General features: G+C 44.9%; 17 protein-coding genes. 8 read left to right on the top strand and 9 right to left on the bottom strand.

Annotated elements, in window-relative coordinates; translation table 11 throughout:
• Positions 1 to 372: 372 nt before the first annotated feature.
• Positions 373 to 510 (bottom strand): hypothetical protein, encoded by a 138-nt coding sequence (locus ACPK8D_RS02265; RefSeq protein WP_424716218.1) that lies wholly within the window; start codon positions 508 to 510, stop codon positions 373 to 375.
• 473 nt (positions 511 to 983) lie between these two features.
• Between ACPK8D_RS02265 and ACPK8D_RS02260 the strand changes: the two genes are divergently transcribed.
• The 3 genes from ACPK8D_RS02260 (at position 984) to ACPK8D_RS02250 (ending at position 4,423) form a co-directional block, all read left to right on the top strand.
• Positions 984 to 1,247, top strand: a complete 264-nt coding sequence (locus ACPK8D_RS02260; RefSeq protein ID WP_424716217.1) for a hypothetical protein — start codon at positions 984 to 986, stop codon at positions 1,245 to 1,247.
• A gap of 897 nt (positions 1,248 to 2,144) precedes the next feature.
• Positions 2,145 to 2,663 (top strand): 4Fe-4S dicluster domain-containing protein, encoded by a 519-nt coding sequence (locus ACPK8D_RS02255; protein ID WP_424716216.1) that lies wholly within the window; start codon positions 2,145 to 2,147, stop codon positions 2,661 to 2,663.
• Entirely contained in the window at positions 2,660 to 4,423 is a 1,764-nt protein-coding gene (locus ACPK8D_RS02250) for an aldehyde ferredoxin oxidoreductase C-terminal domain-containing protein (protein WP_424716215.1), read from the top strand. The genes ACPK8D_RS02255 and ACPK8D_RS02250 overlap by 4 nt, the downstream gene beginning before the upstream one ends.
• Before the next feature lie 128 nt (positions 4,424 to 4,551).
• Here ACPK8D_RS02250 and ACPK8D_RS02245 read toward each other — a convergent pair whose 3' ends face one another.
• Positions 4,552 to 6,105 (bottom strand): dicarboxylate/amino acid:cation symporter, encoded by a 1,554-nt coding sequence (locus ACPK8D_RS02245; protein WP_424716214.1) that lies wholly within the window; start codon positions 6,103 to 6,105, stop codon positions 4,552 to 4,554.
• 461 nt (positions 6,106 to 6,566) lie between these two features.
• On the opposite strand from ACPK8D_RS02245, the gene ACPK8D_RS02240 reads away from it, so the two are divergent.
• Positions 6,567 to 7,085 (top strand): NUDIX domain-containing protein, encoded by a 519-nt coding sequence (locus ACPK8D_RS02240; protein ID WP_424716213.1) that lies wholly within the window; start codon positions 6,567 to 6,569, stop codon positions 7,083 to 7,085.
• A gap of 105 nt (positions 7,086 to 7,190) precedes the next feature.
• Here the strand turns inward: ACPK8D_RS02240 and ACPK8D_RS02235 are convergent, their stop codons facing one another.
• From ACPK8D_RS02235 to ACPK8D_RS02210, 6 genes are all read right to left on the bottom strand, one after another.
• A complete protein-coding gene (locus tag ACPK8D_RS02235; RefSeq protein WP_424716212.1) occupies positions 7,191 to 7,445 on the bottom strand; it encodes a hypothetical protein in 255 nt (84 codons plus the stop codon).
• A gap of 220 nt (positions 7,446 to 7,665) precedes the next feature.
• Positions 7,666 to 8,484 (bottom strand): nitroreductase family protein, encoded by an 819-nt coding sequence (locus ACPK8D_RS02230; protein ID WP_424716211.1) that lies wholly within the window; start codon positions 8,482 to 8,484, stop codon positions 7,666 to 7,668.
• Positions 8,485 to 8,866: 382 nt separating this feature from the next.
• Positions 8,867 to 11,053 carry a DEAD/DEAH box helicase gene (locus ACPK8D_RS02225; RefSeq protein ID WP_424716210.1) on the bottom strand — a complete coding sequence of 729 codons (2,187 nt, stop codon included), beginning with the start codon at positions 11,051 to 11,053 and terminating at the stop codon, positions 8,867 to 8,869.
• A 419-nt stretch (positions 11,054 to 11,472) separates the two neighbouring features.
• Positions 11,473 to 13,380, bottom strand: coding sequence for a threonine--tRNA ligase (locus tag ACPK8D_RS02220; protein ID WP_424716209.1), 1,908 nt, complete (start codon positions 13,378 to 13,380; stop codon positions 11,473 to 11,475).
• A gap of 286 nt (positions 13,381 to 13,666) precedes the next feature.
• Positions 13,667 to 14,773 (bottom strand): AI-2E family transporter, encoded by a 1,107-nt coding sequence (locus ACPK8D_RS02215; protein WP_424716208.1) that lies wholly within the window; start codon positions 14,771 to 14,773, stop codon positions 13,667 to 13,669.
• Positions 14,774 to 15,000: 227 nt separating this feature from the next.
• Complete coding sequence (locus ACPK8D_RS02210; protein ID WP_424716207.1) at positions 15,001 to 17,301, bottom strand: phosphoadenosine phosphosulfate reductase family protein; 2,301 nt, start codon at positions 17,299 to 17,301, stop codon at positions 15,001 to 15,003.
• A gap of 459 nt (positions 17,302 to 17,760) precedes the next feature.
• Between ACPK8D_RS02210 and ACPK8D_RS02205 the strand changes: the two genes are divergently transcribed.
• The 3 genes from ACPK8D_RS02205 to ACPK8D_RS02195 all read left to right on the top strand — a co-directional run bounded on the left by ACPK8D_RS02205 (position 17,761) and on the right by ACPK8D_RS02195 (position 21,047).
• Complete coding sequence (locus tag ACPK8D_RS02205; protein WP_424716206.1) at positions 17,761 to 19,011, top strand: NAD(P)/FAD-dependent oxidoreductase; 1,251 nt, start codon at positions 17,761 to 17,763, stop codon at positions 19,009 to 19,011.
• Positions 19,012 to 19,536: 525 nt separating this feature from the next.
• A complete protein-coding gene (locus tag ACPK8D_RS02200; RefSeq protein WP_424716205.1) occupies positions 19,537 to 20,787 on the top strand; it encodes a Glu/Leu/Phe/Val family dehydrogenase in 1,251 nt (416 codons plus the stop codon).
• Positions 20,788 to 20,894: 107 nt separating this feature from the next.
• Positions 20,895 to 21,047: a rubredoxin gene (locus ACPK8D_RS02195; RefSeq protein ID WP_424716220.1), complete on the top strand. Its 153-nt coding sequence runs from the start codon at positions 20,895 to 20,897 to the stop codon at positions 21,045 to 21,047.
• Positions 21,048 to 21,537: 490 nt separating this feature from the next.
• On the opposite strand, the gene ACPK8D_RS02190 is transcribed toward ACPK8D_RS02195, so the two are convergent.
• Positions 21,538 to 21,675 carry a hypothetical protein gene (locus tag ACPK8D_RS02190; RefSeq protein ID WP_424716204.1) on the bottom strand — a complete coding sequence of 46 codons (138 nt, stop codon included), beginning with the start codon at positions 21,673 to 21,675 and terminating at the stop codon, positions 21,538 to 21,540.
• A gap of 533 nt (positions 21,676 to 22,208) precedes the next feature.
• Here ACPK8D_RS02190 and ACPK8D_RS02185 point away from each other — a divergent pair.
• Positions 22,209 to 24,851: a PAS domain S-box protein gene (locus ACPK8D_RS02185; RefSeq protein ID WP_424716203.1), complete on the top strand. Its 2,643-nt coding sequence runs from the start codon at positions 22,209 to 22,211 to the stop codon at positions 24,849 to 24,851.
• Positions 24,852 to 25,272 lie beyond the last annotated feature (421 nt).

Below are 25,272 nucleotides of genomic sequence, written 5' to 3'. Positions count from 1 at the left end.
TCTGTCCAAAAGTATTGTTCTTTAGCTGTACTTTTAGTGGGGACAACTGTAAATTACGGCATTAAAGAAAGGAAGGAACTACAAGCCTTCTCTCAATGAAGAAATAAAGAGGGGGTTATTTCTCTTTGTCCCTATTTTTCTGCTGAATTCCTCACTTTTCACCGAATTTCCCGTCTTCTCAAGCTATGATTTCTCAGTCGATGGCTTTGTTACCATAAGGGATACCCCACCAAAGAATCATTTTCGGCAGGCTCAAAGCTATTAACATTGAAATTGCTGGGCAGCGCTGAAACAATAATCGAATTTCAAAAAGGAAAAGCAGTGTATTTAAAAAAGAAAAAAGAACCCGGAAGCCCCCTCCTGTTAAGAGAATCAGATGCATGCGCTAAAATTCAGGCTGTCGGGGTCAATATCCTTTTGAGTTTTAACGGCACATTCGGTGCAGAGTTTTTGCCCTTTGATCGTTATCAGATTCTCAACTTCTTTTCCGCAGCTTTCACATTTTCCCATGTTATTTCACCCTCGAGTAGCGATTTGAGTTCAGATATGAAAAGATGCCTTCACGGTATAATTTAATTCCGGAAAGAAATAATTTTGCCGCCAAAAGAAATGATAAAAGTAGGGTTCAGGAGCGGATTCTCACAGGAGATATGAGAGTATGAGAATAAACTATTGGCAAAAAATCTTTAAACCGGCAATCTGAGACCCGAATACCCGTAAGCTTCGATAAAAATCGGCAGGGAGATTCACTTTCTATGTTTCAGTTCCGATAATTAGGAGGCTTACGGCCTCTTCAGGCGCATGTTTTTCCTTACCTTTTTTTATCTTTTTCCTTACCTTTTTTCTTATCTTTTTTCTCCAGGGCACAGGCTCTGCTAACTTCCGTATATTCACTTGAGAAGAATAGCCGGGTCTGCCCTGAAGGCCTCTTTTCTGTTTATCCTGCGCGAGGCTTTCGAAGAACGGATTCGCAGGTGGAAATCGTGTCTGATACTTTTCTGACACTTCTGACAGAGGCCCAAAAAGAGATCAGGCCATCACATTTCTCGTTGTCGGCTTCAGGATACGGCCAGAAATCAGAAGGAAATATCCGGGAGATTTCGGGTTATACCGGCAGCAAGCCGATTAGCAAAACCAGCACGAACATCAAGCCGTACGTGCCAACTATCATCCTGTTTTGCTGCATAAGGAACCTTACGTATTACGTCCTGATATCTCCGATAGCTGAGAGTTATCCTTTCAACTAACCGGAATCCACTATCCTATTAATGTGAGACAGAGATAAAAAGTTTTCTATTTACATTTAGACATATTTAGGTGACATATTTAGAAGAATTTTTTAACATTATCTTTTATAAGAAAGTGAGAATGCAGGCAGACCTTTCATCTTTGTGGGCCCGAAGTATTTTTTCCTGAAACAACTTTTTTAAATATTTTTCGTAAGAAACTGACCCTCAAACGTAAAGAAAATGAAAATCTCGTTATCGAGATGGTAAAAAAGTTTATACTTCTCTTCTGCCGACATTGAGGAAAAGCGCGGAGAAAACCAGGAGAACCCTGAATTCTTTCAGATTAGGAGAAAATTAAAATAACTGATAGGAACCGCAAAGAAAATACCCGGTTCCGGTAGACACAACTCTTCTGCTCTTAGCTTCACGGGAAGCCCTGTATATTCTGGGGGAAAACTTTCCATCTTTTTGAAAGTCAAATAGTCGTTCCCTGCGGAATCCGCAATAAAGCAGGATCAGACCCAGAACAGGCCTACAAGCATCAACAAAGTAAACAGTGCACTGAAAGTACCGATTATCACTTTGTTCTGCTGCATCATCTTGTTTTGCTGTATCATTTCACTCTGTTGCATACGAACCTTCCAGGCGAGAATGTCTTCGATAGCTATTTATTTAATTGTTCAACAAACCGGAATCCACTTTCCTATGTATGCGAGTTGAGAATAAAAACATTTCGATTTACATCAAAGTAAAGATTTCTTTCAATGCAGCCTTATATATTATACAGGAAAGCCTTGCCGTTTTTTGGAAATCTGCTCCGTAAGTTTCGGGCCCGATTTGCTGCTGCATTGCAATACCAGATTATATAAACCGCGGATGCATACTTTCCAAAAACAGGAATCTGAGGGGGAAATAATGGCAAAAAGATTAAAGGTCGCTAATCCGGCCCGCTGCATAGGCTGCTACTCCTGTATGATGGCCTGCGCAAGGACCTGGTACGATACCATATCTTTGAAAAACAGCCGAATTGATATCCAGACTCGTGGCGGGATCGAAACTCCTTATGTTCAAATTGTCTGCCATGCCTGCATAGACCCTCCGTGCATGAGGGCTTGCCCGCTTGGCGCGCTGTCCAAACGGAAAGGGGGAGGAGTAAACCTCAATAAAGAGATCTGTGATGGCTGCGGAAACTGCATAGAAGCCTGCCTAATGGGGGCTATCCATCTGGATGCGGAAAATAAAGCCGTAATCTGCAAGCACTGTGGGGTCTGCCCGAATTTCTGTCCCCATGACGTGCTGGAAATGATCGAAGTCGAGGACAGTGGGGAAGTAAAAATTACTGATACGGGCCCGGCTCCGGATACAAGCCCGGTTAGCCCTACTGCATCCCATAAAGACCTTTACGGGGGAGAAGAACTCGGGGAGGAAAAATGACAACCGAGCAATACGCTATTGAGGGGCTTAAAAACGTGCTCTATATCGACCTGAGCAGCCAGAGCTACCACATTGAGGAAAGGCCAGACCTTTATGAGAAATATCTGGGAGGCGTGGGAGTCGCCACAAACCTCATGCTCGAAGAGTATAAAGAAGGTACAGGGCCGCTTGACCCGGAAATGCCGGTCATTCTCAGCACAGGGCCTCTTTCGGGTGTATACCCGACCTGTACCAAGGCTGTTGCACTGTTCCGTTCCCCTCTTAATGGAGAATTGGGAGAATCCTACGCAGGCGGCCATCTTGCCATGTCCATGCGCTATTCAGGGTACGAAACAATTGTTATCAAGGGAGCTTCCCGATACCCTGTGTATGTGGCAATCCACGACGATAAAGTTACTTTCAGGGACGCATCTTCCATATGGCACCTTTCTTCAGCAATTGATGTGGGGAAAATCCTTCGTGAGGTAGAGCCCGGTGCCGGCAGGCGCAGTATTATCCGGATAGGGCCTGCGGGAGAAATAGGTGTCACATATGCCGATGTTAATGTCGATACCTACCGCCACTTCGGACGCCTTGGGCTTGGAGCGGTCTTTGGGGCAAAAAAACTTAAAGCTGTGCTCATTTCCGGAAACCGGGAGCTAAAAAGCCCTGAGCACAGTGCCTACCGAAAGACCTGCAATCTGCTTTACGACTTAATTGTAAAAACCGGGCTTACTGAGAAATACCATGACCTGGGCACAAGCGAAAACATCCTGGTGCTGAACGAACTTAAAGGACTGCCTACCCGAAACCTGCAGGCAGCTTTTTTCGAGGGAGCTGAAACGATATCAGGGGAACTTTTTGCCGAAAAGTATCTTCTCAGGCGGGTTTCCTGTGCAGGCTGCCCAATCGGGTGTATCCATGTGGCCATGCTGAAGCGGGCCTTCTCAAAAGCCCATGAATATGAAGCGCTGAATATTTCTTACGATTTCGAATTAATCTATGCCCTGGGCTCGAACCTGGGAGTAGCCGATCCTGAAGCCGTGCTCGAGCTTATCGACGCCTGTGAAAAGGCAGGAGTAGACATAATTAGCATGGGAGTCGTACTCGCCTGGGCCACGGAAATGCAGCAGCGAGGAAAAATTTCCACGGAAGAGACTCTGGGGCTCGAACTCGCCTGGGGAGATAAAGCTGCATATCTGAGGGCAATAGACCTTGTAGTCCAAGCCCCAAATGAATTTTATACAGCTCTAGGGAAGGGCGTAGTCTATGCCTCAAAAAAGTATGGGGGAGAAGAGTTCGCAGTCCAGCTCGGTGGCCTGGAAATTCCTGGCTACCATACAGGGCTTGGAAACATTGTCGGGATTGCTGTGGGCTTCCGGCATTCCCATCTTGACAATGCAGGGTATGCTGCAGACCAGGCTGCGTTTAACCACCCGCTTTCGGATGAGGAAATTGTCGATCATATAATTGAGGAAGAAGACCGCAGGAGCATCCTTAACTGTATGGTTCCATGTCTTTTTGGCAGGAACGTCTACACCTACGAAAACGTTCTTCTGGCGCTTAAATCTATAGGGATAGACCGGACCGAAGAAGAATTGAAGGAGTTAGGCAAGGAGATTTTCAGGAAAAAATATGAACTGAAGAAGAAATTCGGTTTCAAATTCGAAAATCTCACTTTCCCAAAAAGGTTTTTTGAAACGCCCTCGACCACAGGGGTGATCGAGGAAGAAAGGGTCAGGCGGGCAATAGAGATATACAGGGAAAAGAGGGGAGTTTGAGTTAAGAAATCCCTGAAGGCGGATTTTCGGTAAACGTTGATTAATAGATACTTCGGCAGAGAAGGTATAGAAGTATTACGAACAGAGATCAAATATTAAGAATAGAGCCTAAAAATTAAGAACACGGCTCAGGAATTTGATTTTCCAGGCGCCGTAAGCTCGCTGTTTACCGAAGCCTTTTCTTCTTTTTTGTCTTTGGGATTTTCTCCAGTCGTTGCAGTTGCTGCTGCACTCTTTACCTTACTTTTTTCTCCAAGCAATCGGTCCATAACCTTGCAGGTTACAAGGTCCCCTGCTACATTTACTGCAGTTCTGCTCATATCCAGAATCCTGTCCACTCCCATTATAAGCGCTATCCCGCTTGTAGGGATTCCGACAGTGCCAAGGATCATGGCAAGGACAACAATTCCCACACCAGGGATTGAAGGAGTCCCTATGGAAGCTGCAACAGCCATGACCAGCACGATGAGTAGCTGGAAAGGCCCTAGATCTATCCCGAAGACGTCAGCCAGAAAGACCGTTGCTACGCCCTGATAAAGCGCGGTTCCGTTCATATTCACGGTTGCACCGAGAGGGATTACGAACTGGGAAATCGAAGGTCCAACGCCCAGCTTTTCCTCTGCGGTTTTGAGAGTAAGGGGCATAACTGCGGCGGAACTTGAAGTCGAAAAGGCAAGGAGCAGGACATCGCGGGTAGCTTTTAAAAAGCTAAAGGGATTGTACCTGGCAACAAGAAATACGATTAACAGATTAAGGCACATCAGGAGCAGCAGGCTTCCAAGCACTGTGCCCACATATATGGCCATCCCCATAAGGGCATCTATCCCGAGTTTTATAGTGAACTTCGTAAGGAGCCCGAAAACGGCAATCGGGGCAAGCGACATACTCCATTTGACCACAGTCATGCAGATAGCCTGTACTGAATTCAGAAAGCTGACCATAGGAGTGGACTGGCTTTTTTCCAGGGAAACAAGGGCGACACCTATAATGATTGCAATAATGACAACCTGAAGCATCTCCCCGTTAACCATTGCGCCGAGAGGGTTTGCAGGAAGGAGGCCTCCAACAAGCGAAGAGGGAAGAGTCAGAATGGAGGGGTCGAAACCCAGATCGGTAGTTACCGTCTGCGCCTCTCCTCCAAGCGCATTTTCAATAAGGTCTCCACTTATGAATTGCCCGGGCCGGATATAGAGTGCCATCCCAAGCCCTATTGCCGTTGCAATTGCCGTAGTTACTACAAAATAAACCGCTGTAAAAAACCCTGTCTTTTTTAATTCACTGATGCTCTGGCTTGAGGCTACCCCCAGGATAATCGATGCAAAAACAAGGGGGACAACGATCATCTTCAGGAGCCCGAGGAAAATATAACCGGGCAGGGCAATCCATTCTCCTATGATTTCCGCATAAACGGGGTCTACATAGCCTCCGAAAGGCCCCAGAAAAAGCCCGAAAAGCACCCCAAGCCCCATAGCTATCAGGATTTTCAGCCAGAGTTTCTTTTCAAGCAAGCTATGAAGGTTCCGGCTCAGGCTTTTAAGGGAGTCATTGCGCCTTAAATCCAGAGGATAATAGATATGCGTGATTCCCTCCGCAATTTCCTGGCGAAGCAGCCTGGTTTCCTCTGCGATTTCATGGGCAAACTCCCTGGGGTCAGGAATATAATGGTTATTTTTGTCTTTCATGGGGGATCACAGGGAAAAATTATAGGGAATTTCAGGTTATAGGGAACTTCAGGTTATAGGGAATTTAGAGTTGCAGGAAATTTCCAATTGTAACCAATGTCGAATTGTAGGAAATCTCAGGTTATAGTGCATTTCAGGTGTTAAGTTCTTTTTTAGAAATTTAGTTAATTGTATATTACTTACTCATTAAATTATATAAAAATTTAGGAAAAAAATATTAAAATATTTAATCTGAACGCTCTCAAGAATTATAAAATTGTTTATAAAATATGATTCCAGACCAGATATAGGACTGTGGCAATTAACTTCCGTAGAAAAGAAATGAATACGGAGGTAGCAATAAGCTATATGATCTTATTAAATGGCTATTGGTTAGGTTATTCTGCTTCATTTAGAAGGTAGTACCTGTGAGTTTATTATGAAACAGGAAGATCAAAGCAGTTTGGAGAGGAAGTAGAAAAGTGAGTGTTTATAGTTATGGCATTCTTTTGTTCAGGTTCAGGAATGAGATACTCGAAGTAATGCTGGTTCATCCGGGTGGGCCAACCTGGGCAAAAAAAAACTTTGGGGTATGGTCAATACCCAAAGGGCTACCAGAAGAGCATGAAACCCCCCTGGATACGGCAAAAAGAGAGTTTAGAGAAGAAACAGGTTTTGAGGTTGACGGCGAGTTTATTGATCTGGGAGAGTTAAATCAGTCTAGCAACAAGATAGTGCATGTATGGGTTCTTGAAAAAGACCTGGATATAACAAATGCCGTAAGTAACACATTTATGCTTGAGTGGCCGAAAAACTCCGGGAAATTACAGGAATATCCCGAAGTCGACAAAGCAGGCTGGTTTGATATTGAGCTGGCCAGGAAAAAAATCCGAAAAGGACAAATTGGTTTTATTGATAGACTCATAGGTATTCTTAATTACTCTCCTAAGAAAAAGCACCTGGACAGGGAAAAAAGATACAGGCAAACTACACTATTTTAAACATTGACCATAAGAAACGCCATCAGTAAAGAGTTTCAAAATCTATGTCGATCTGCCTAATGTAAATTAGAAAAAAGATTGAAGAGAAAAAAGAAAAGAAACGAATTATCTTCGTTTTACTGTTTTCTGTGCCGCTTTTTGTGCTGACTTTTGAGCGGCTTTCTCTGCTGCACGTTCGGCTTTACCTTTTGGTGCCTTCTTTGCACTCTGTTCTTTTTGTGATTTAACTTTATCGATGATTGATGTTTTTGCTGGCGAAGGCTTTCTTATTTTCTCTCTATTTGCATCATCTCTAGCTTTTTTAGATTCCTTTTTGGTTTCAGTTTCTTCCTTACCAAAGATCTTTCTCAATATGCCCATTTTCTAAACCTCCTTTACTTCCTAATACTATTTCCAGGTTAATTAGTTCATCCTCAAAAATACATGACAGATAGGAATACGGCAGGAAGGGTTCAGCTCGGTGCCGAGTATCACCCGTCCGGCAATCATATGATCTGATGTACAAAATTTCACAGGCTCCCGCGTATGTAAGAGAAAGGGACTGAAAGCCCCTCAAAATCTCCCAAAGGCTCTCAAAAACTTACTGCCACATAACCTGAAGAGGTTTCCTGCGAGGGATTCCGTATGCCTTATACTGCGGGTACCCGAACATCATTGCATAGGCAGCTTTTCTTCCTGCGGGCAAGCCGAGTTCTTTCTGGAGAGGTTCGTAAAACATTGCAGCCGCAGCAACAAAGCCTGCCCAGCAGGTGCCGATACCGAATGCCGGCGCAGCTATATCAAAATGGGTAAGGGCGATAATGGCGTCAATAGGTGCAATGGGGCTCTCTTCGGGAATATGGGCGAAAAGCAAATGCGGAGCGTCCCGGCAAATGATATCGTATCCCTGATCCCATGCCGAAATAAGCATCGGTACATAGCCGCTCATCGGGTGGTCTGTATTCAGCAGGCTTTTCATCCATTCGATGGTTAATTCGGCAATTTTTCTTACTCTCTCCGGATTATGGACAACCAGCCACTGCACAGGCTGGCCATTGGTTCCCGATGCGGCATAGCGGGCAATATCGAGGATTTCAAGAATTTTCTCTCTTGGTACGGGCTCTCTGGTATAATGCCGCACAGACCTGCGTTTTTTAAGATAAATCCCTATGTCTTCCGGGGAAATTGTGCCGGCGCCGGCGAGCAAAGAAACTTTCTCATCAGGACGGAGATCCAGTGTGAGGGCCTGGGATGGGCAAAAAGCTTCACAGTGCCCGCAGTATAGACAGTGGGAAGCATTTGTCTCCTGCACCTGCGGGAGGTGATCCTCATCAACCGAGTCGATAATACCTGACGGGCAGATTTTTACACAAATCCCGCACCGTGTGCAGCTATCCTCATCAACAATAATGTGAGCCATAAGTATCAAAACCTGTTAAATAAGTATTAGAACCTGATAAAAACGATATCTACACAGAGGCAAGCGTTTATTTACTTTTCCTTTTTTCTGCCTGTGTTTCTCTGCCTGTAGGCTTTATTAACTATATTATTGCCTGGAAAAAGGATAAAAGGTTGCATTTTTCCCTATCTTCAAGCCTGATCCCAGAACTTAAGTTTGCTTTTCTGATAAAGAAGAGTTAAATCGGCTTCAATATTCAAATCATGAACAGGAATTCAAAAAAAGATGAATACGGAGAAAAGCAAAGAGAAAAAGTAAAAGAAACGCAAAAGAAAAACAAAGAAAAAAGTAAAGTTTTCTCCTGACAATTACTCCTTTTTAAAAACTAATTTTTGTGACAGAATTACTTCTGCCTGATAATATTCTTAACCCGCCTGTCCCATTCCGTGGACTCAAAGAGTTCCTTCAGTTCAGGAGAGTCATCAATGAAGCAAAATCCCCAGTAAACTGCAGGCAAAAACTCCCGTTTCCATTGCTCTTTCTTCTTTTTGTCAAGGAACTGGTAGGTTTCCGAGGACGAGAGGCGGCTAACGAACCCGAGCACCTTTACAAGCTCAGGAATAGTCTTCTGGGCCGAACCGAGTTTCAGGCATTTGAGCCTGTGGGTGTCTATCTTCCGGAAATCGGGCTCGAAACCCATGATCCTTAAGATCCGGTTTTTCTCGGGCATAGAAAGGTGTCCGCCTTCGTACTTGAGGGAGTTCAGGGCCTGGAGTTTCAGCAGCCATTCGACTTCCCCGAAAACCTTGGGTTTGTGTTGCCTTGAAACGTCCCCAAGCCTGCGATCTTCATAGGCTTCCCTTTTGAGCCTATTTATATTACCTGAAAGCTCTGCAAGCTCTTCTGCGTCCCTGGATTCCCTGACCCGGAATCTCAGGGTAGCCCGCATGAGTTCCCGCTTTTCCCGCTCAAAAGCCCCTATATCCTTCTCCTCGGTCAGCGCAAGCAGGCGTGAGAAGTATTTTGCCCTTATGGAAGTAGGGGGAAGCCTTACAGGTATTTCCGTGACCTGAGCACTTTTTCTTTTTCCCTTTCCGCGAGGTCCGAGTTCCACCTTCTTAATCTCGATTTTTCCTTCCTCGATCGCCCTGGCCGCATCTCCTTCGGAGAAAAGTTCTTCAAGGCGGATTTCAGGCTGGAGCATCTGGACCTGGTCGACCTTTTCCCCGGAAAAAACACCTTCTCCAAAGCGCTGATAGAGAGAATCAATATTGTCTGAAATCTCAAAGATATTGCCCCGCTGCTTTCCTGAGATTGGAGAAAGCCTGGTCACCCTTCCGACCTGCTGTTCAAAGAGGCGCATGCTCAGGGTGGGGCGCAGCAAAACAAGGGCTTCCAGCCCCGGAAAATCAAAACCTTCAATCAGCATGCCTACGGTGCACAGCACATAGGGAGGCTTTCCCATTTCCCGAAAAGCCGTAAGAATAGCACTCTGTTCATCTTTGGGCAGTTCAGAGCTTAGAAAAACCGTATCCCGAAACTTCCCTTCAGGTGTATGATTCTCGAAATTCACAGGTAGAGCAGGCTCAATATCCTTTTCAATTTCCTGGACTGAAACTTCCCCATTGAAAACCGAGGAGGTAAGCTTTGCATGGAAAGCGTTAATTTCTTCATCGCCTGCCCCTACCCCGTAGACACGTTTCCTGACAGGGGCGCAAAAGACAAGCGTTTTTGCATGCCTCTGTTTTACCAGAGAATCGTACACATCTTTTGCAAGCTGGGTTCTTCGGATTACTTTTTTCAGCCTGTCGGGAGTACTGCAGTCAAGGAAAAGATCCTGTTTATCAAGTTCGTCAAGCCCTTTTTCAAAATCAAAGATTTCAAAGATATCTTCCGAACTCTCGGCAATCGTATACTTAAGCGGTGCAAGTTCGTCGTCCAGGATGCACTCAGGAAGGGTTTTTGCGTAGATCTCCCTCATGTCCCCTGCAATTTCATCCACGAACTTGACATTCCCGACAACACCCTGGAAAGGGGTTGCAGTCATTCCCAGAATTTTTGTCCTTTCCCCGAACTCGTTGAGAAAATCATTACCTCGATTATTGATGAAATTATGGATTTCATCCACAATTACAAGGTCGGTAAATTCAAGAATCAGGTCTTTGAGCTCGGAACTCTGCTTCCCGAGTACGGTCTGCAGAGAGGCAAAAAGCACAAAACCTTCACCTTTTCCCTTCCCGAAAGCTCTCAAAGTTGCAGCAAGTTCTTTTCTGTCCACCTTATATTCGGACGAGAGAAGCGCACTACCGGGAAACAGGGGCTGGTTTTTCTTCCTGTCATAATAAGTCTGGCTAAGAAGAGGGTTGTTTTTCGAGACCAGGAAAAGCACAAGCTTTCCCTCGTCATAGTACTTTTTCATTATATGTTTCGAAAGAAAGGTCTTACCCCAGCCTGTAGGAACCTTGATATAGCCTCTCTGATTGGTATCAAAATATTTTAGAATATCTTCGAAGATTTTCTTTTTATCTTCCCTCAAGGGCTCAAGCTCGACGATTTCTATGCCGGCTGGGGTTTCATTTGAATCTGTCATCGGTACGCTGTCCTTACACTTTTGACTGTAGAAACTTTTTAATATATGATCAAAACCAGAAAGTGCCTTGCAAAGAGGTTTCTGGGAAACTGGTATAGCCACGCAACATTAATGCTGCATGCAACTGTAACCTGATAAGAAGTAACTCCCCGTAACTCACAAATATATAATAAAAATTTCAGTCCAGAAAACTTAAATCAGGACTTTTTCGTCCAGAAGCGGAAAAGAATAACCCTGGAACCGCTTTTATTTAAAAGGAATCCCTTTTCAATAATAAGGATTACGTCAATATATATGTTATCCCAAAAAAGCCAGAAGGAAGAAGCAAATAAGGAATTTTTGCTTCCTTCGGCGGCCTCCGGAAAACTTATTTGAAAGAGTTTACGGGCTTGTAGTGCTTCCGGATGACTTTAAAGACTTTAGAAGAACTTTGGCCTTGCAGAAAGATACTTTGCAAGCGGCAGTTTCCTGTAAGGTTTTCCTGAAATTTCGCCTCTGACCCATGTGTTGAGTTCTTCCGGAGTGATCTGGACTTTTTTCGGCTTATTCTGCCCGGACTCGGCCCGAATGGTTACGTTAATGGTGCCGTCCTCTGTTTCCTTATCTCCAATGACGACGACGTAAGGGACCCATTCCCTGCCCGCTTCCCTGACTTTCTTTCCTATAGACAGGTCGCGGTCGTCAATATCAACCCTGCAGTCCAGTTTCTGTGAAACTTCTTCAGCAAAGGCAATGTGTTTTTCCGAGATCGGCACAATCCTTACCTGAGTGGGAGAGAGCCACACAGGCAGCATGGGAACTTTCCCTTCTTCGGTTTCCATTGCAGCCTTTTCTAAGAGAGCGTAAATACAGCGCTCGATTGCCCCGCTCGGGGAGCAGTGAAGCACAGTAGGCCGTTCCAGTTTACCGTCCGGGTTTACATAGGAAATATCGTACCTTTCGGCGTTTTCGACATCAATCTGTACTGTGGAAAGTGCACTTGCCTTTTCAAGGGCATCTACGAAGTTAAATTCGAACTTGAGCACGAAGTAGAAGAAACGTGTATCCCACATCTCCACAAGCACGGGTTTGTTGACCGTCCTTGCCATACTGACTACAAGCTCTTTGTTTGACTCGTAAAAGTCTCTGGTGAAGCGGATGGCAACCTCGTAATCGTTAATATGGATCCCCACATTTTCAAGCACATCGATACAGAGGTCATACTGCTGTTTGAACTGGTCCACAGCCTGGTCCATGTCCTCGCAGAGGGTGTGCATATCAGGCATGGTAAAAGCCCGAAGCCTTCTCAAGCCCACAAGTTCTCCCCGTTGTTCCTTCCTGAAACTGTAGCGGGTCATTTCGATCATCCTGAGAGGCAGGTTCCTGTAGGAAATCGTCATGTCATGGCTCATAAGGAACTGCCCGAAACAGGCTGCAAAACGCAGGAACATCTGCCGCTTGTCAGACTCGATGGAGTACTGCCTTGCAGGGAATCTGTCGAGGTATTTTTTCAGGGTAGGATGATTCATGTCGTACATGATAGGAGTTTCGACTTCCATTGCCCCGAATTCGGTTGCGACATCAAGCACATAGTTTTCGAGGAGGGATTTTACAAGCCTGCCTTTGGGATAATAGCGCATATTCCCTGAATCGGACCCTGGCTCGTAATCCGCAAGCTCAAGCCTCCGCATAAGCTCTACGTGAGGAGGAGCCCGCTCAACAGCCCTGCTCTTTGAGATCTCGTAGTTTACGAACTGCTGGAGCTTGGGGTAAGACGCAAGGTCGAAATTCTCAACTTCATGAAGTTCTCCATCAGGGGTAAGAATGCGCCAGTAAGATTTTGCCGTACCTTCGGCTTTGAGGGCTTCGGAAACAACCTCTTCTTTTTCCCCGGCTGCTTCTGCCTTTCCTGACGGTTTTGACGCAGCTTCCGGGCGAATGCTCCTGGAAAGTTCGGAAAGGGGATGCCCTTTACAGCTTATACTGAAGGCCTTGTACCATCCGAAAGGAGCACGTTTGACCTCATACTTACCTGAGAGTGCGGTCTCTATTCCTTTCAGGACCTGTACTGCAACTTTCGGAGAGGAAAGGTCAGAACTTAAGTGAGCGTAAGGATAGAGCATTATACGGTCGGTTTTGACCTGGGCAGCTACCTTTTCGATTTCGGAAACCGTCTTTTCTATGGTTTCCTCAGGATTTGCCTCATCTACACTTTCCACAGCCATAAAAGCGGTAAGTGCTTCCTCAAGCCTGCCGGACTTTAAGGGCTCTTCGATTTTTTCAGCAACTGGAGTTTGTTTTTTGGTTTCGTATTCAATATAATCAGAGTGAATGAGCAATAACTGCATTCTATCACCTGTTTTCGCACTGGGATTTTGTTCAGAATTAACTTCGGTTTGAATTTCGTTCCGGATTAGCTTCGGTTGAAGCAGATAATTGATTTATATAAGATTGTCTGCGGCATGTACCCGCCAGTAGAGCTTGATTAAATGAGTAAAGAAGAATATATGACAGTCCTAATATCCTTCAACGATATAAAACAATCCCTTTCGATTGATATTTTCGGACATATCCTGAAAAACTCTCAGGCTTCCAGCATTTTTCAACTCATTTCTTGAGCCTGATTTTTGGAGATTACTTTTCTGAGCCAACCTTACAGGAGCGTCCGGAGCTTTTGAAATCTATTAGATTCTCTGCAAGTTCGGGATGAACCTGTTCTTGATAAACCCGGTAAGCTGCAACCAGAGCTCCGAGGAGAATAGGGGCTGCAAAAAAGCCTGCAATTCCTCCGACAAAAGCTCCGCCCAGGAAGGCAAGCATGAGCAGCATGGGATGAATTCTGGATTTCAGGCTGGTCAGGTAAGGCCTGAGAATCAATTCCGGAGGGCCGTAGATTATGAGGGAGGAGACTGTAAAGAAAAGAGCTGCACTCTCAAACCCGGACTCGAGGTACCTCATTAAAGCCAGAGGTACAAGTACCATATATCCGGCAAAAAGAGGAATTATCGAAGCTATGAAGATAAGGGTTGCAAGGGCCAGAACATGTTGAAACCCGAAAGCGTAGAAAACAAAAACCGAGGTTACGCTTACTATGAGGGCAGAGTAGGCATTGCCTATGAAAATTGCTTTAAGGATCATATCGAGGTGAAGCGCATAACGATTTACAATTCCTTTGTACTCTTTTGGCATTACTCCAAGAAAAGCGCAGTAAAGCCGGTCCCCATCAGCGAGTATAAAATAACAGAAAATGATTGAGACTATAAAATTAATAAAAAAGAGGCCGATGCTCTGGGCATATGAAAGAAGCCCTATACTGCCTACTGCAGGGAGCAGCGAGGTAAAAAGGTCCCATATAGCGGAATTAATGCTTTCTAAAATTTCTTCAGGTATATTCAGACCACTTATGAAATTCAGTATTGCTGCCGCAACTGCCGTCTGATTGTCAATAACCCAGGAGATCTGGTTAAGAATTTCAACAATGCCCGCCCCGACAATGAATACCACAGGGATGAATATGCACAGGCTGGCAATGAGAGCCCCGATCTTTCTATGCTTTTTGAACTTTATCTGAATAGGCCTGGCAATGTAAGCAAATACTATGCCCAGTACGATTCCGTCTGCCAGGGGCAGCAGGATTAAAATAGAAAAATACAGAAGCAGGGCTACAGCCAGGGCCGCTCCGATTTTCCAGCGGCTGGCGATTATCTGGCTTACTCCGTCAGGGGTTTGGCTCAATCTCATTTTTCAGTTCCGTTTGAATAGATAAATAATAGCAGATAACAGGTTTAAATCAAATTCGCAGGTCTAATTAAATTAGAGGTCTAAATCTAATTTAAAAGGTCTAAATCAAATATGTGGAAAATAATAGAAATGCAAGATCTAAATTTAACTAGAAAATGCAATATCTAAATATAATTAGGAACTATTTAAAAATATCATAGAGATGGGAAATCCGGACTTCTGATTATTCACACCTTCAACCTTTGATCCAGGTCAGGTACGAGTTTATCAAAGTATCTGGTCACCACACAGGACTCCGTGCATTTTCCGCATCTGATGCAGGCTTCGCTCACATGCGGAGTTTTTCCTTCGAGAGAAACTGCCCCGACCGGACAGGCTTTTACACAGATCCCGCAGCCGGTACAGCGGGAAAGCCTTGTAAATTGCTTTGCAGCCTCTTTAAAAAGCAAAACTGCCTTTTCCTTTGTTTCCGAACTTGCAAGCAGATTCCCGTTCGAAAAAAACTTTACAGTTCCGGTTCCGGTTTTAACCAGCAGCATCCCCAGGTCTTCCGCATAAACCGTATTCCCGAGTACATTGATGAAACCTGCGGCTTCTTTTTCCTTTATGCCCTTAACGCCTGCTTCTATTGAAAAGCCGCCTGCCCGGCAGGGGGAAATCCCTCCTACGACTTCAATTTCAAAGTCTTCAATGCTTTCTCTGGCAAGCACGGAAATCCCGAGTTCTTCGGCCAGCCTGAGCATTTTGGGAGGCAGTTCCTTCCAGCGCCAGAACCCGTGCTCTACGAATTTTTCGGAAAATCCCCGGGTTTTTGCCCACTCCAGCAGGAAGGCATTCCACCTCGCGTACATTTCAGGGTGAAGATCCTTTACTCTGGCATACTCGGCAGCAAGGGCAGACGGGCAAAGCCAGCACCCTACCCTTTCGAAGCCAAGGTCGTAAAGAGGATTGTAAGGAAGCCCCCTCCAGTGGATATAAAGCCAAACCTCAATCGCCTTCCAGTCCCTGATAGGGAAGATATTGAGCTGGGCAGGGACAAAGGGATTGGTCTCGCTTGCCGCAATCCTTGCCCTTGAGAAAGATTCGTGCTTCCGCTTACCGTCGATTGTTAGATAAGCCACATCCCTTGCTCCCTTTCGAGAGGGGGCTTCTTTCCCTGTATCGAGATCTCCGGCAGATGCCAGCTTGCAGACCTTACAGCACCAGCGGAAGTCTTTTGCAGGGGGCCCGAATTTTCCGACCTGCTCCCGGAAAGCTGATCCTGCGTTTGCCTCGTTGAGAGGGATTTCCCTTTCCCGGCAAAAACTCCGTACAAACTCGACAGTCTCCGGAAACTCAATCCCGGTGTTCAGGAAGAAAGCTTTGAGTTCCCTTTGCTTCAGGGAGGCCCGTGCCAGGTCAAGCACTACAAGGCTATCTTTTCCGCCGCTGAAGGAAACATACACAGGCAGGTCTCGATATTCCTTTCTGGAAATAATCCCGCGGATAGTGTTGATTGCGTTTTTCCCAAGCACCTGGAGGTGTTTTTTGTTGGCCTCTATGCATTCCCCGAGATCCGGAACTTCAGGATGAAACGATGCTTCACTGCTGTCAACCTTCCTGATCCTGAGAACTTTTCCTCCGGCTCCAGTTGAAGATTCCAGTTCAATCCGGTTCTCGGGTTCAGCCGGAGCTTTCAGATCCGGAAAGTCCGCGCCTTCAATATAAGAAACCCCGTAGCCTGTCAGGCTGCCTGCGGTCACAAGGACAAAGTCCCCTGCTTTTATATTGCTGTCAAAGGCTTCAATAAATTCTGCTGCCAAACTTTTTCCATTAAGGTGCCTGTTTGTTTTCTTAAGTTCGACTTTCCTGCCCTGGGCGTATTTCAGGAGAATTTTTGCTCCCTGGAGGGAAGGCTCAAAACTGTAATCCATTTTCGAAAGCTCAAACCGGAGAATTCCGAAAATAAAGCCGTCTACGAGCACCTCATCGGTTTTATCCTCACCCGGAATTTTATTGAGAAGAATTAGCCTCTCTCCTAGAGGATTACAGCCAAAGGCTGAGTAAAGCTGCCTGTCCAGGACTTCCCGCTCGTAAGGAGAACAAAAACGGACATCTGCAGGCTGAGAAAGCTTAAGGGCTTGCCCTTTGCTTCCGCACCTTCCGCATTCTTCCCCTATCAGGGGCAGGTTGCATTTTCCGCACCAGAAAATCTGATCGTCTTCATACTCGAAACGCTGGAAATTCTTTTTTTTCGGCAAAATCAAATCCGGGCTTTTTTCAGAGCCAGGGCTCTTGCCGGAAGCCTGCTTTCCCTCAGAAGGCCTTCCTTTAAAACCTGTGGATTTGTTTTCTACCTTATTTTCCCGGGTCTGAGAATCCTTTTTATACGGCGTCGGGGAATCTCTTTTATCCGAATTTCGGGAAGCTTTATTATCCGGAGCTCGGGAAATTCTTTTGTCCGGAGTTCGGGGATTTTTTCGGTCCTGATTGTTTTTCTCTGGTTTCTGCGGACCCGAAGCCTGGAATTTTTCTTTTTTCTGCTGCATGGAAACCCTGGTTAATGGTTCGAGGAAATCATTAAGTATTTGATCGTTCAGTTCTATGGTTCAGTCTCACGGTGAATATGTTTATCAACATATTAAGATTGTGAAGCGTGGAAAGCTCAAGTGATCTAAAAAATTTCAAATGAAATTTTACGCGAGATTGAAAATCAAAGAAGAACTCAAAAGCTCAATAAAGAATTATCCTGATCTGTAAAGGATTCATCTGATCTACAAAGAGCTATTATAATGGGTGTAAAGGATCATTAAATGGGTAAAGGATCATATAATGGGTAAGGAATTGATTCGATCGATGAAATATCATTCTAATCGATAAGATCAATTTCTTCAGTATAAATATCACTTTAGACATATATTAAGCTTGTAATTTAAATTATATTTATGAATTCTGAGTATATTAAGTTTCCTGCTATGGCAGGGGCTTATTCTCGAAGGTAATGAGGTATGAAATACGATGTTGTTGTGGTTGGAGCCGGTCCTGTGGGGTCCACTGCAGCTCGGCATGCGGCCCTGAACGGGGCAAAGGTTCTCCTGCTCGAAGAGCATGCTTCCATAGGGTCGCCGGTAGGCTGTACCGGGCTTTTGAGCACCAGAGCGGTTGCAGAATGCGAGCTCAAGCCTTCGGACGAGTTTGTGTTTAATTCGGTACGCGGGGCGGCTGTACACGCCCCGGACGGGCAGTGCCTGCCAATCGATGGAAAGCAGACCAGAGCATATGTGGTCTCACGGAAAAGTTTCGACCGCACCCTTGCAGTGATGGCTGTGGAAGAAGGTGTGGAACTTTCTCTCAGGACAAGGGCTATAGGATTCGAAAAAACGAATCCGGAAGCCGGTAAGGAAGGAAAGGAAAGCTTTCAGGTAAAACTGAAGGTACTAAGAAACGGCAAACCCGAAACTATAGCTACATCAGTCGTGATAGGGGCAGACGGGGTAAAAAGCCGGATAGCCAGCTATGCAGGGCTTGAAAAACCTGCCCGCGTACTCCCGGGGATCCAGATCGAAGCCCCGTATGCTTCGGATGACAGCGATTTTGTTGAGCTTTTCCCTGGCTCTTCTGCTCCCGGCTTTTTTGCCTGGACCGTACCTGTTGACGAAAAAATTTCAAGAATCGGGCTTGCCCTTGAACCCGCACTTGCCTGGAAAAATGGTCAGGAAGAGAAGTCTCCCCTTGCTTACCTTGAGAAATTCCTCCGCTCCAATCCTCATGTAAAAGCAAAATACTCAGGAAGCATGCTTGATTTTGTAGTAGGGGGGATCCCTATAGGCCCTCAGGAAAATACGGTTTCGGATGGGATTCTGCTGGCAGGTGATGCGGCAGGACAGACAAAACCTACTTCAGGAGGCGGAATCTATACCGGGGCTTTTGCAGCAAAAATCGCCGGAAAAGTTGCAGCAAGGGCTGCCCTTGAAGGGGATACCTCGGCAAAACGGCTTTCCGAATACGACCAGCTCTGGCGAAAGGGACTTGGAAAGGAGCTTGAAATAGGCATGAAAATCCATGATTACGTGGGAAAGCTCGAAGACAGGCAATTGAATGACCTTATAGGTTCGCTAAATACCCCTTCGATACTCAATACCATCACCGAGTACGGAGACATGGACCATCCTTCTGTCCTTATGAGAAAGCTCATGTTTTCAGGAAACTCTTTAAGGCTTATGAAAGCTTTCGGAACTTTCCTCAAAACACTTTTTTAAAAATTTTTGATATCTTTTTTCTGCTATTTCAGTTTTGATGTTCTTATTGCTGTTTTTATATTTTTAAGGAACTCTCTAATTAATTATAAAATGCATTTTTTTTAATAGTTTAAGTGTATAGTAAATTAAGAAGGTTCTAGGGGAGAGCTATCGGGGGAAACTATGGAAAACAAATTTTTAGGGGGAAGTATGGACAAATTATCGGCTATTGGATTGGTTATTTGTATCCTTTTACTTTTTATTTTTTTAAATGCGGATAACTTCTACAGCAGTTTAGATAGTACTTACTGCTGTGCCAATACAGGGTCTACATATTGCTATATGCTAATACCTTAATTACGACCTCTGCGTTTTACAGCTCTCAAAAACCTGTAGGATGCAGGCTTTTTTATTTTTACCGGCTCCAGATGAAATGGACAAAAGGAATTTGAGGTTCTTGCTGCTTTTTAAGGACCCGGTGTGCGGGAGGTCCAGGTTTCCAGCAGGTATTTACTTTCGGAAGCCCATTATTCTAAAGGGGTAACTATGGGTTCTAGTTCCAAGCTCCTTGAAGATGTTAAGCAGCATCTGTGTACCTGTGCTGCGGGCCTTAAGCTCACTCCTGATATGGAGGCGTTCCTGGAAATGCCTATGAGAGAACTCTATGTTTCCCTGCCTGTCCATATGGATGACGGTTCTATAAAAGTTTTTAAAGGTTTCCGGGTGCAGTACAATGAAGCTCTGGGCCCCACGAAGGGAGGTATACGTTTCCATCCGGAAGATACCATGGAAACAACGAGAGCCCTCGCAGCCCTCATGACCTGGAAATGTGCCCTTCACAAACTGCCTCTCGGGGGAGCAAAAGGTGGGGTTATTTGCAACCCAAAAGAACTTTCACATAGGGAAATCGAGCGCCTGAGCAGGGCATATATCCGTGGGATTTACCAGATAATAGGCCCGGACAGGGATATCCCTGCCCCTGACGTCTATACGAATCCTCAGGTTATGGCCTGGATGATGGACGAGTATTCGAAACTTGCAGGTAAGAACGTGTTTGGCTCAATTACCGGGAAGCCGACAAGCCTCGGAGGCTCGGCAGGCAGGTACGATGCCACGGCAAGAGGCGGTTTATATGCAATAAGGGAAGCCGCAGAAAAACTTGGAATAAACCTGAAAGCTTCAAGGGTTGCAGTTCATGGTTTCGGAAACGTAGGGTACCATGCCGCTTATCTGGCAAAGAAGCTGTTCGGGTGTAAAGTTGTGGCTGTAAGCGACAGCAAAGGCGCGATCTTCTCCGCTAACGGGCTTGACCCTGAAGACGTTTCAGGATATAAACACTCAACGGGTTCGGTACTGGACTATCCGGGAGCAGAAAACCTGACTAACGAGGAGTTGCTGGAACTTGATGTCGAAATCCTGATCCCGGCTTCCCTTGAGAACGTAATAACCGAAAGAAATGCAGTAAGGGTCAAAACCCGAATTCTTGCAGAGATGGCTAACGGCCCAACCACAGTAGAAGGAGAAGCGATCCTCAATTCAAACGGGGTTCATATCATCCCCGATATCCTCTGCAACGGAGGCGGAGTTATTGTTTCATACTTTGAGATGGTGCAGAACCAGTCAAGCACACAGTGGGAAGAAGGGAAAATTCAGAGTCGCCTGGAGAGACAGATGAAAGAAGCGTATAATTCGGTGTACGATTTCGCATCAAAAAACAACGTCAATATGCGGCAGGCTGCATATACCCTTGCAGTCGGCCGAGTAGTTGAGGCCATGCAGCTCCGGGGATGGATCTAAAAGCCGGAACTGATGCATAAGCAGGAGCATAAATAAACAGGAGCATAAAATAAACAGGAGCATAAGATTTTGAAACAAATTTAGACTCATCAAAACAGGTGATTCGAATGTACAGATGCAGCAACTGCGGATACCTCTACAACCCCCAGCGTGGGGATTCTTCACAATCCATAGCTCCGGATACGCCCTTTCAAAACCTCCCAAAATCGTGGAAATGCCCCAGATGCGGAGCCCCCAAAGAAAAGTTCAAAGAAATTTGACATTAAACCTTTGAAAGATCGTTGCTTACTGGAAGAAAAAATAAGAAATCTGCTTAAAAATGCCCATGGTACTTTGCTTTAAAACACACATGGTGCCAATAAGCGATGGTTAGTGCAGACGATAGTTATTTCAAAAATTATTTAACTTTCAAATACGGGTAAACAATGGAAATACCTGCAAACTGGATAAGTTACTGGATAAGTTGCTGGATAAGTTGCTGGAAAAGTTGTTGGGTAAGTCGCTAGAAAATTTGTACCTGTATTCCATTTCCCCGGATTTCCCGGTCGCCGGCATATTATAACATTATACTCTAAATAGCCCTCTTAAGCAAGCTCAGATTATTATTTATGAAGTACCCCGCTTGAGCGAACGAAGTGAGCGAAACGGTCCCGTGCTCCCGAAGCGGAACTCGGGCGCCGAAGCGGAACTCGGGCGGCAACTCGGGCGGCGACTCGGGCAGCTCAGGATAGTTTATTCTGCTCTTTACTTTCAGGCTTCCTCTTCATTCATCCTGTTTCTTTCAAAGTTCAGGATTTTTCTGATTACTATTTTTTTGGACCCGACCCATAGCTCCTCATTTTCAGGGTAGTTTTCCCTCACATACTCAGAAAGCTCAGATAAGCTCATATCGTCAAGTTTTCTCTTGAGTAGATTGAAATTCTCGATAAAAACACCTTCCTCACAAGTTTAAGCTTTAATCTGGATTCCGATACTGGCTTTTATACTATTCGGATACATTTATCCGAACATTTCTATCTGAATAAATTTATTTGATTATTTGTCCGCGTAGTTTTATCCTGGTATCTACCAGAGACCGTAAATTTTTTCACTCATTACCGTAGAATTTGCCAGGACTTGCAGCTTCTTAAATGCGAGGCTTTTTATAAATATTCATGGTTAATTGTCCGGACTAACCTAAAGAAGTATTGGGAAAACTTATATAATTTATTTTGAATAAACTATCAGAATGTTAATATGTTATAAGAATTTACAGGTAACCACAGGCTAATGCTTAAAAATACCCCTGTGAATTTGAATTCTGGCATAAAGAATGTGTAATATTTGCAAACAATTACTAAAAATAAGCGGGTAAATCAGGAACAGGTGGCTCAGGCATAAATCCGAATGGCAGTACGGATGCTGAAATCGAAGAAAACTGGATGAAAGAATTTCTCTTAAATAGTCCTGACCCTATCCTGAGAATCGGAAAAGAAGGAAAAGTTCTTTACGCAAATAAGGCAGGAAAAACCTTGCTTGAAGTTCTTAAAAGCCGGGTTGGAGAAAAGGCTCCCATTGAAATCCTGGAGACTGCACGGCGAGTAGCACTCCGACAGAAAACCGCGCAGACCGAACTAAAAGCAGGTGAAAAAGTCTATTCAATCACTTTTACTCCCTCGCCTGCCTGCAAAGGCACGGTTGTTTCTGCATTCGAGATCACTCCCCTCAAACAAACCGAAGAGAAATTACTTTTAAGAAAAAGAGAGCATGAAGTGCTTTCCCGAATTTCCGGGCTCTCTCTCAAAATCCCGGATTTTCAGGCTCTGCTCGATCAAGCCCTGCCTCTGGTTGCAGCTACTCTTGGCGTAGAATACTGCAGCGTTCTGAGGCTTTTGCCTGATGGAAATTTTTTATTTGAGACAGGAATCGGCTGGAAACCAGAGGAAGCAGGCAGAGTCTTTAAAAAAGATTCAGTGTCAAGAGCAGGCTGCACTGTGCTTTCAAGCCGGCCGATCCTGTTAGAAAAGCTGGACAGGAAGAACTCCTTCAGCACAATGGGCCTTGAGGGATACCAGGATATCATTAGCGGGATAAGCGTGCTTATAGGAAGTGTAGAAAAGCCGTATGGGGTGCTGATGGCTCACAGCACGAAAAAGGAGAAATTTACCGACGAGGATGCTCGTTTCCTGAATGCGGTTGCAATAATCTTTTCATTTACAATTAAACGAAAAGAAATGGAAGCCGCACTCCGGGACAAGGTGCATTTCCTGGAAACGCTGCTGGATACCATTCCGGCTCCCGTATTTTACAAGGACCGGAGAGGCTATTATCAGGGCTGCAATGAGCTCTTTGCAAAGATGGTCCTTGGAAGTTCAAAAGAAAAAGTAACCGGGCACCCTATGGATGAGCTTCCCGAAGCAATTCCCCCAGAGCTTGGGGAAGTTTACAAAAGAATGGACAGTCAGTTATTCCAGAAAGGAGGAAGCCAGGTTTACGAGTCCAAAGTAATGTGCTCTGACGGGCTCAAAAGGGACTTTATTGTCAATAAGGCTGCATACAAAAGTTTCTGCGGGACTGTAGAAGGGCTTATTGGAGTAATGCTTGACATCACAGGGCGCAAAAAAATGGAAGAGAAGCTGCAAAAAAGTGAAGAGCGATACCGCCTTATTGCTGAACAGACCGGGCAGCTGATATATGATATTGACCTGAGAGACGGCCGTGTTGAGTGGGCAGGGGCGGTCAAGGAACTAACAGGCTATAATAATAAAGAAATTGAGAATCTGGATTTCTACGGCTGGCTCGATCATATTCACCCGGAAGACCGCAGAAGAGTACAGCAGGCACTCAAAAATTGCTGGAATACAGGAGAAAGATTCGATGAAGAATTCAGGTTCAAGCGGAAGGGTGGAAGCTATTTTTGTGTGAAAAACAAAGGGGTATACTTGAGAGATGAGGAAGACTGCATATGCCGGGCTCTCGGGGTAATGGAAGATGTTACCGAACTTAAGCAGTCTTCAAAAAAATTGAGGGAAAGCGAAGAGCTCTACAGGTCGTTTTTACAAAATTTCAAAGGAATTTCGTTTAAGCTGGGCAGCGATTTTACTCCTCTTTTAGTAGAGGGGCCTCTTCAGGAAATAACCGGATACACAGAAGAAGAATTTCTCTCCGGTAGAATAAATCTCCTTGACCTCATTGTCCCGGAAGACAGGTCATTGCTCAATACAAGTCGGAAAAAAATGATTTCCTCCCCGAATTCCATTATGGAGTACGAGTACAGGCTCAGACGAAAGGATGGAAGTGAAAGATGGGTCCATGAATTAATCCACAACGTCTGCAATGCCTCAGGAGAAACCGTATTTATTCAGGGGTATGCCTATGACATTACCCAGAGGAAAAAAGCCGAGGAAACCCTTGAGAAAGTCGAGAAAATCGGCATGAGAGAAATCCACCATCGGATTAAGAATAACCTTCAGATAGTCTCGTCCCTGCTCAGCCTTCAGGCTGACAAGTTCAAAAATAAGGAGGTTATTGAAGCCTTCAGGGAGAGCGAAAACCGTGTAGTTTCAATGTCCATAATCCATGAGGAGCTCTATAAGTCAGAGGACGCGACTAGCATTGATTTTGCAGCATATCTCAGGAAATTGACTGCGGACATTCTGCACTCTTATAGAATCGGAAATGAGAAGATCAGGCTTCTTCTCGAGGTGGACAGTACACTTCTTGGAATCGATACCGCAATTCCCCTGGGAATTATAATTAATGAACTATTCTCAAACTCCCTTAAATACGCATTTCCAGAAGGCGCAGAAGGAAAGATCAGGATTTCCCTTTACCGAAATGAGGCCGACTGCCAGAAAACAGGTGCAGCCACAGGAAAGAAAGTCCCGGAGACACCTGCAGGGTTTACTCTTATCTATTCGGACAACGGGGCTCGTTTTCCGGAAAATGTTGACTCCAAAAACCCCGGAACTTTAGGCTTGCAGCTCGTAAATGCCCTCGTTGAGCAGATTAACGGAACAATCGAGCTTGAGAGAGAGAAAGAAACAAAATTTACTATCAGGTTCGAAGATCGTGGATCACTCTAAAAATATAAAAACCGCCCCGTACCTTACAATCCGATCAATCCCGCTTTCAAAACCGAAATTTCAAAACCGAAACTCAATCGGGCTTTCCTAGTCGGGCTTTCCTAATCGGGCTTTCTTTTCACCTATCCTGAAAGCAAATTTTTGTAGACAACGGTCTTTTCAATTCAGAATGTTTTTGTCATATAAGCTTAAAAATAGTGTCCTTGTGCCTGAGAGACATGGCATGATATAAGTTGAAGCAAAATCATACAGGCTTCTATACTAAGAACTCATCTGGAAATTGATATCATCCGGAACTGGATATCATTCGGAACTTGATATTGCTTGGAGTCTGATATCATTTGAAGTTTGATATCATTCGAACCTTATGTTTTCTGAAATTTGATATCTACTGGTACCTGATATGAAATAAGGATAAAAA

This window comes from Methanosarcina sp. (assembly GCF_049706645.1).
GTDB lineage: Archaea > Halobacteriota > Methanosarcinia > Methanosarcinales > Methanosarcinaceae > Methanosarcina.
Note: the sequence above shows the minus strand (reverse complement) of the source record. Positions and strands in the feature narration are given on the sequence as shown.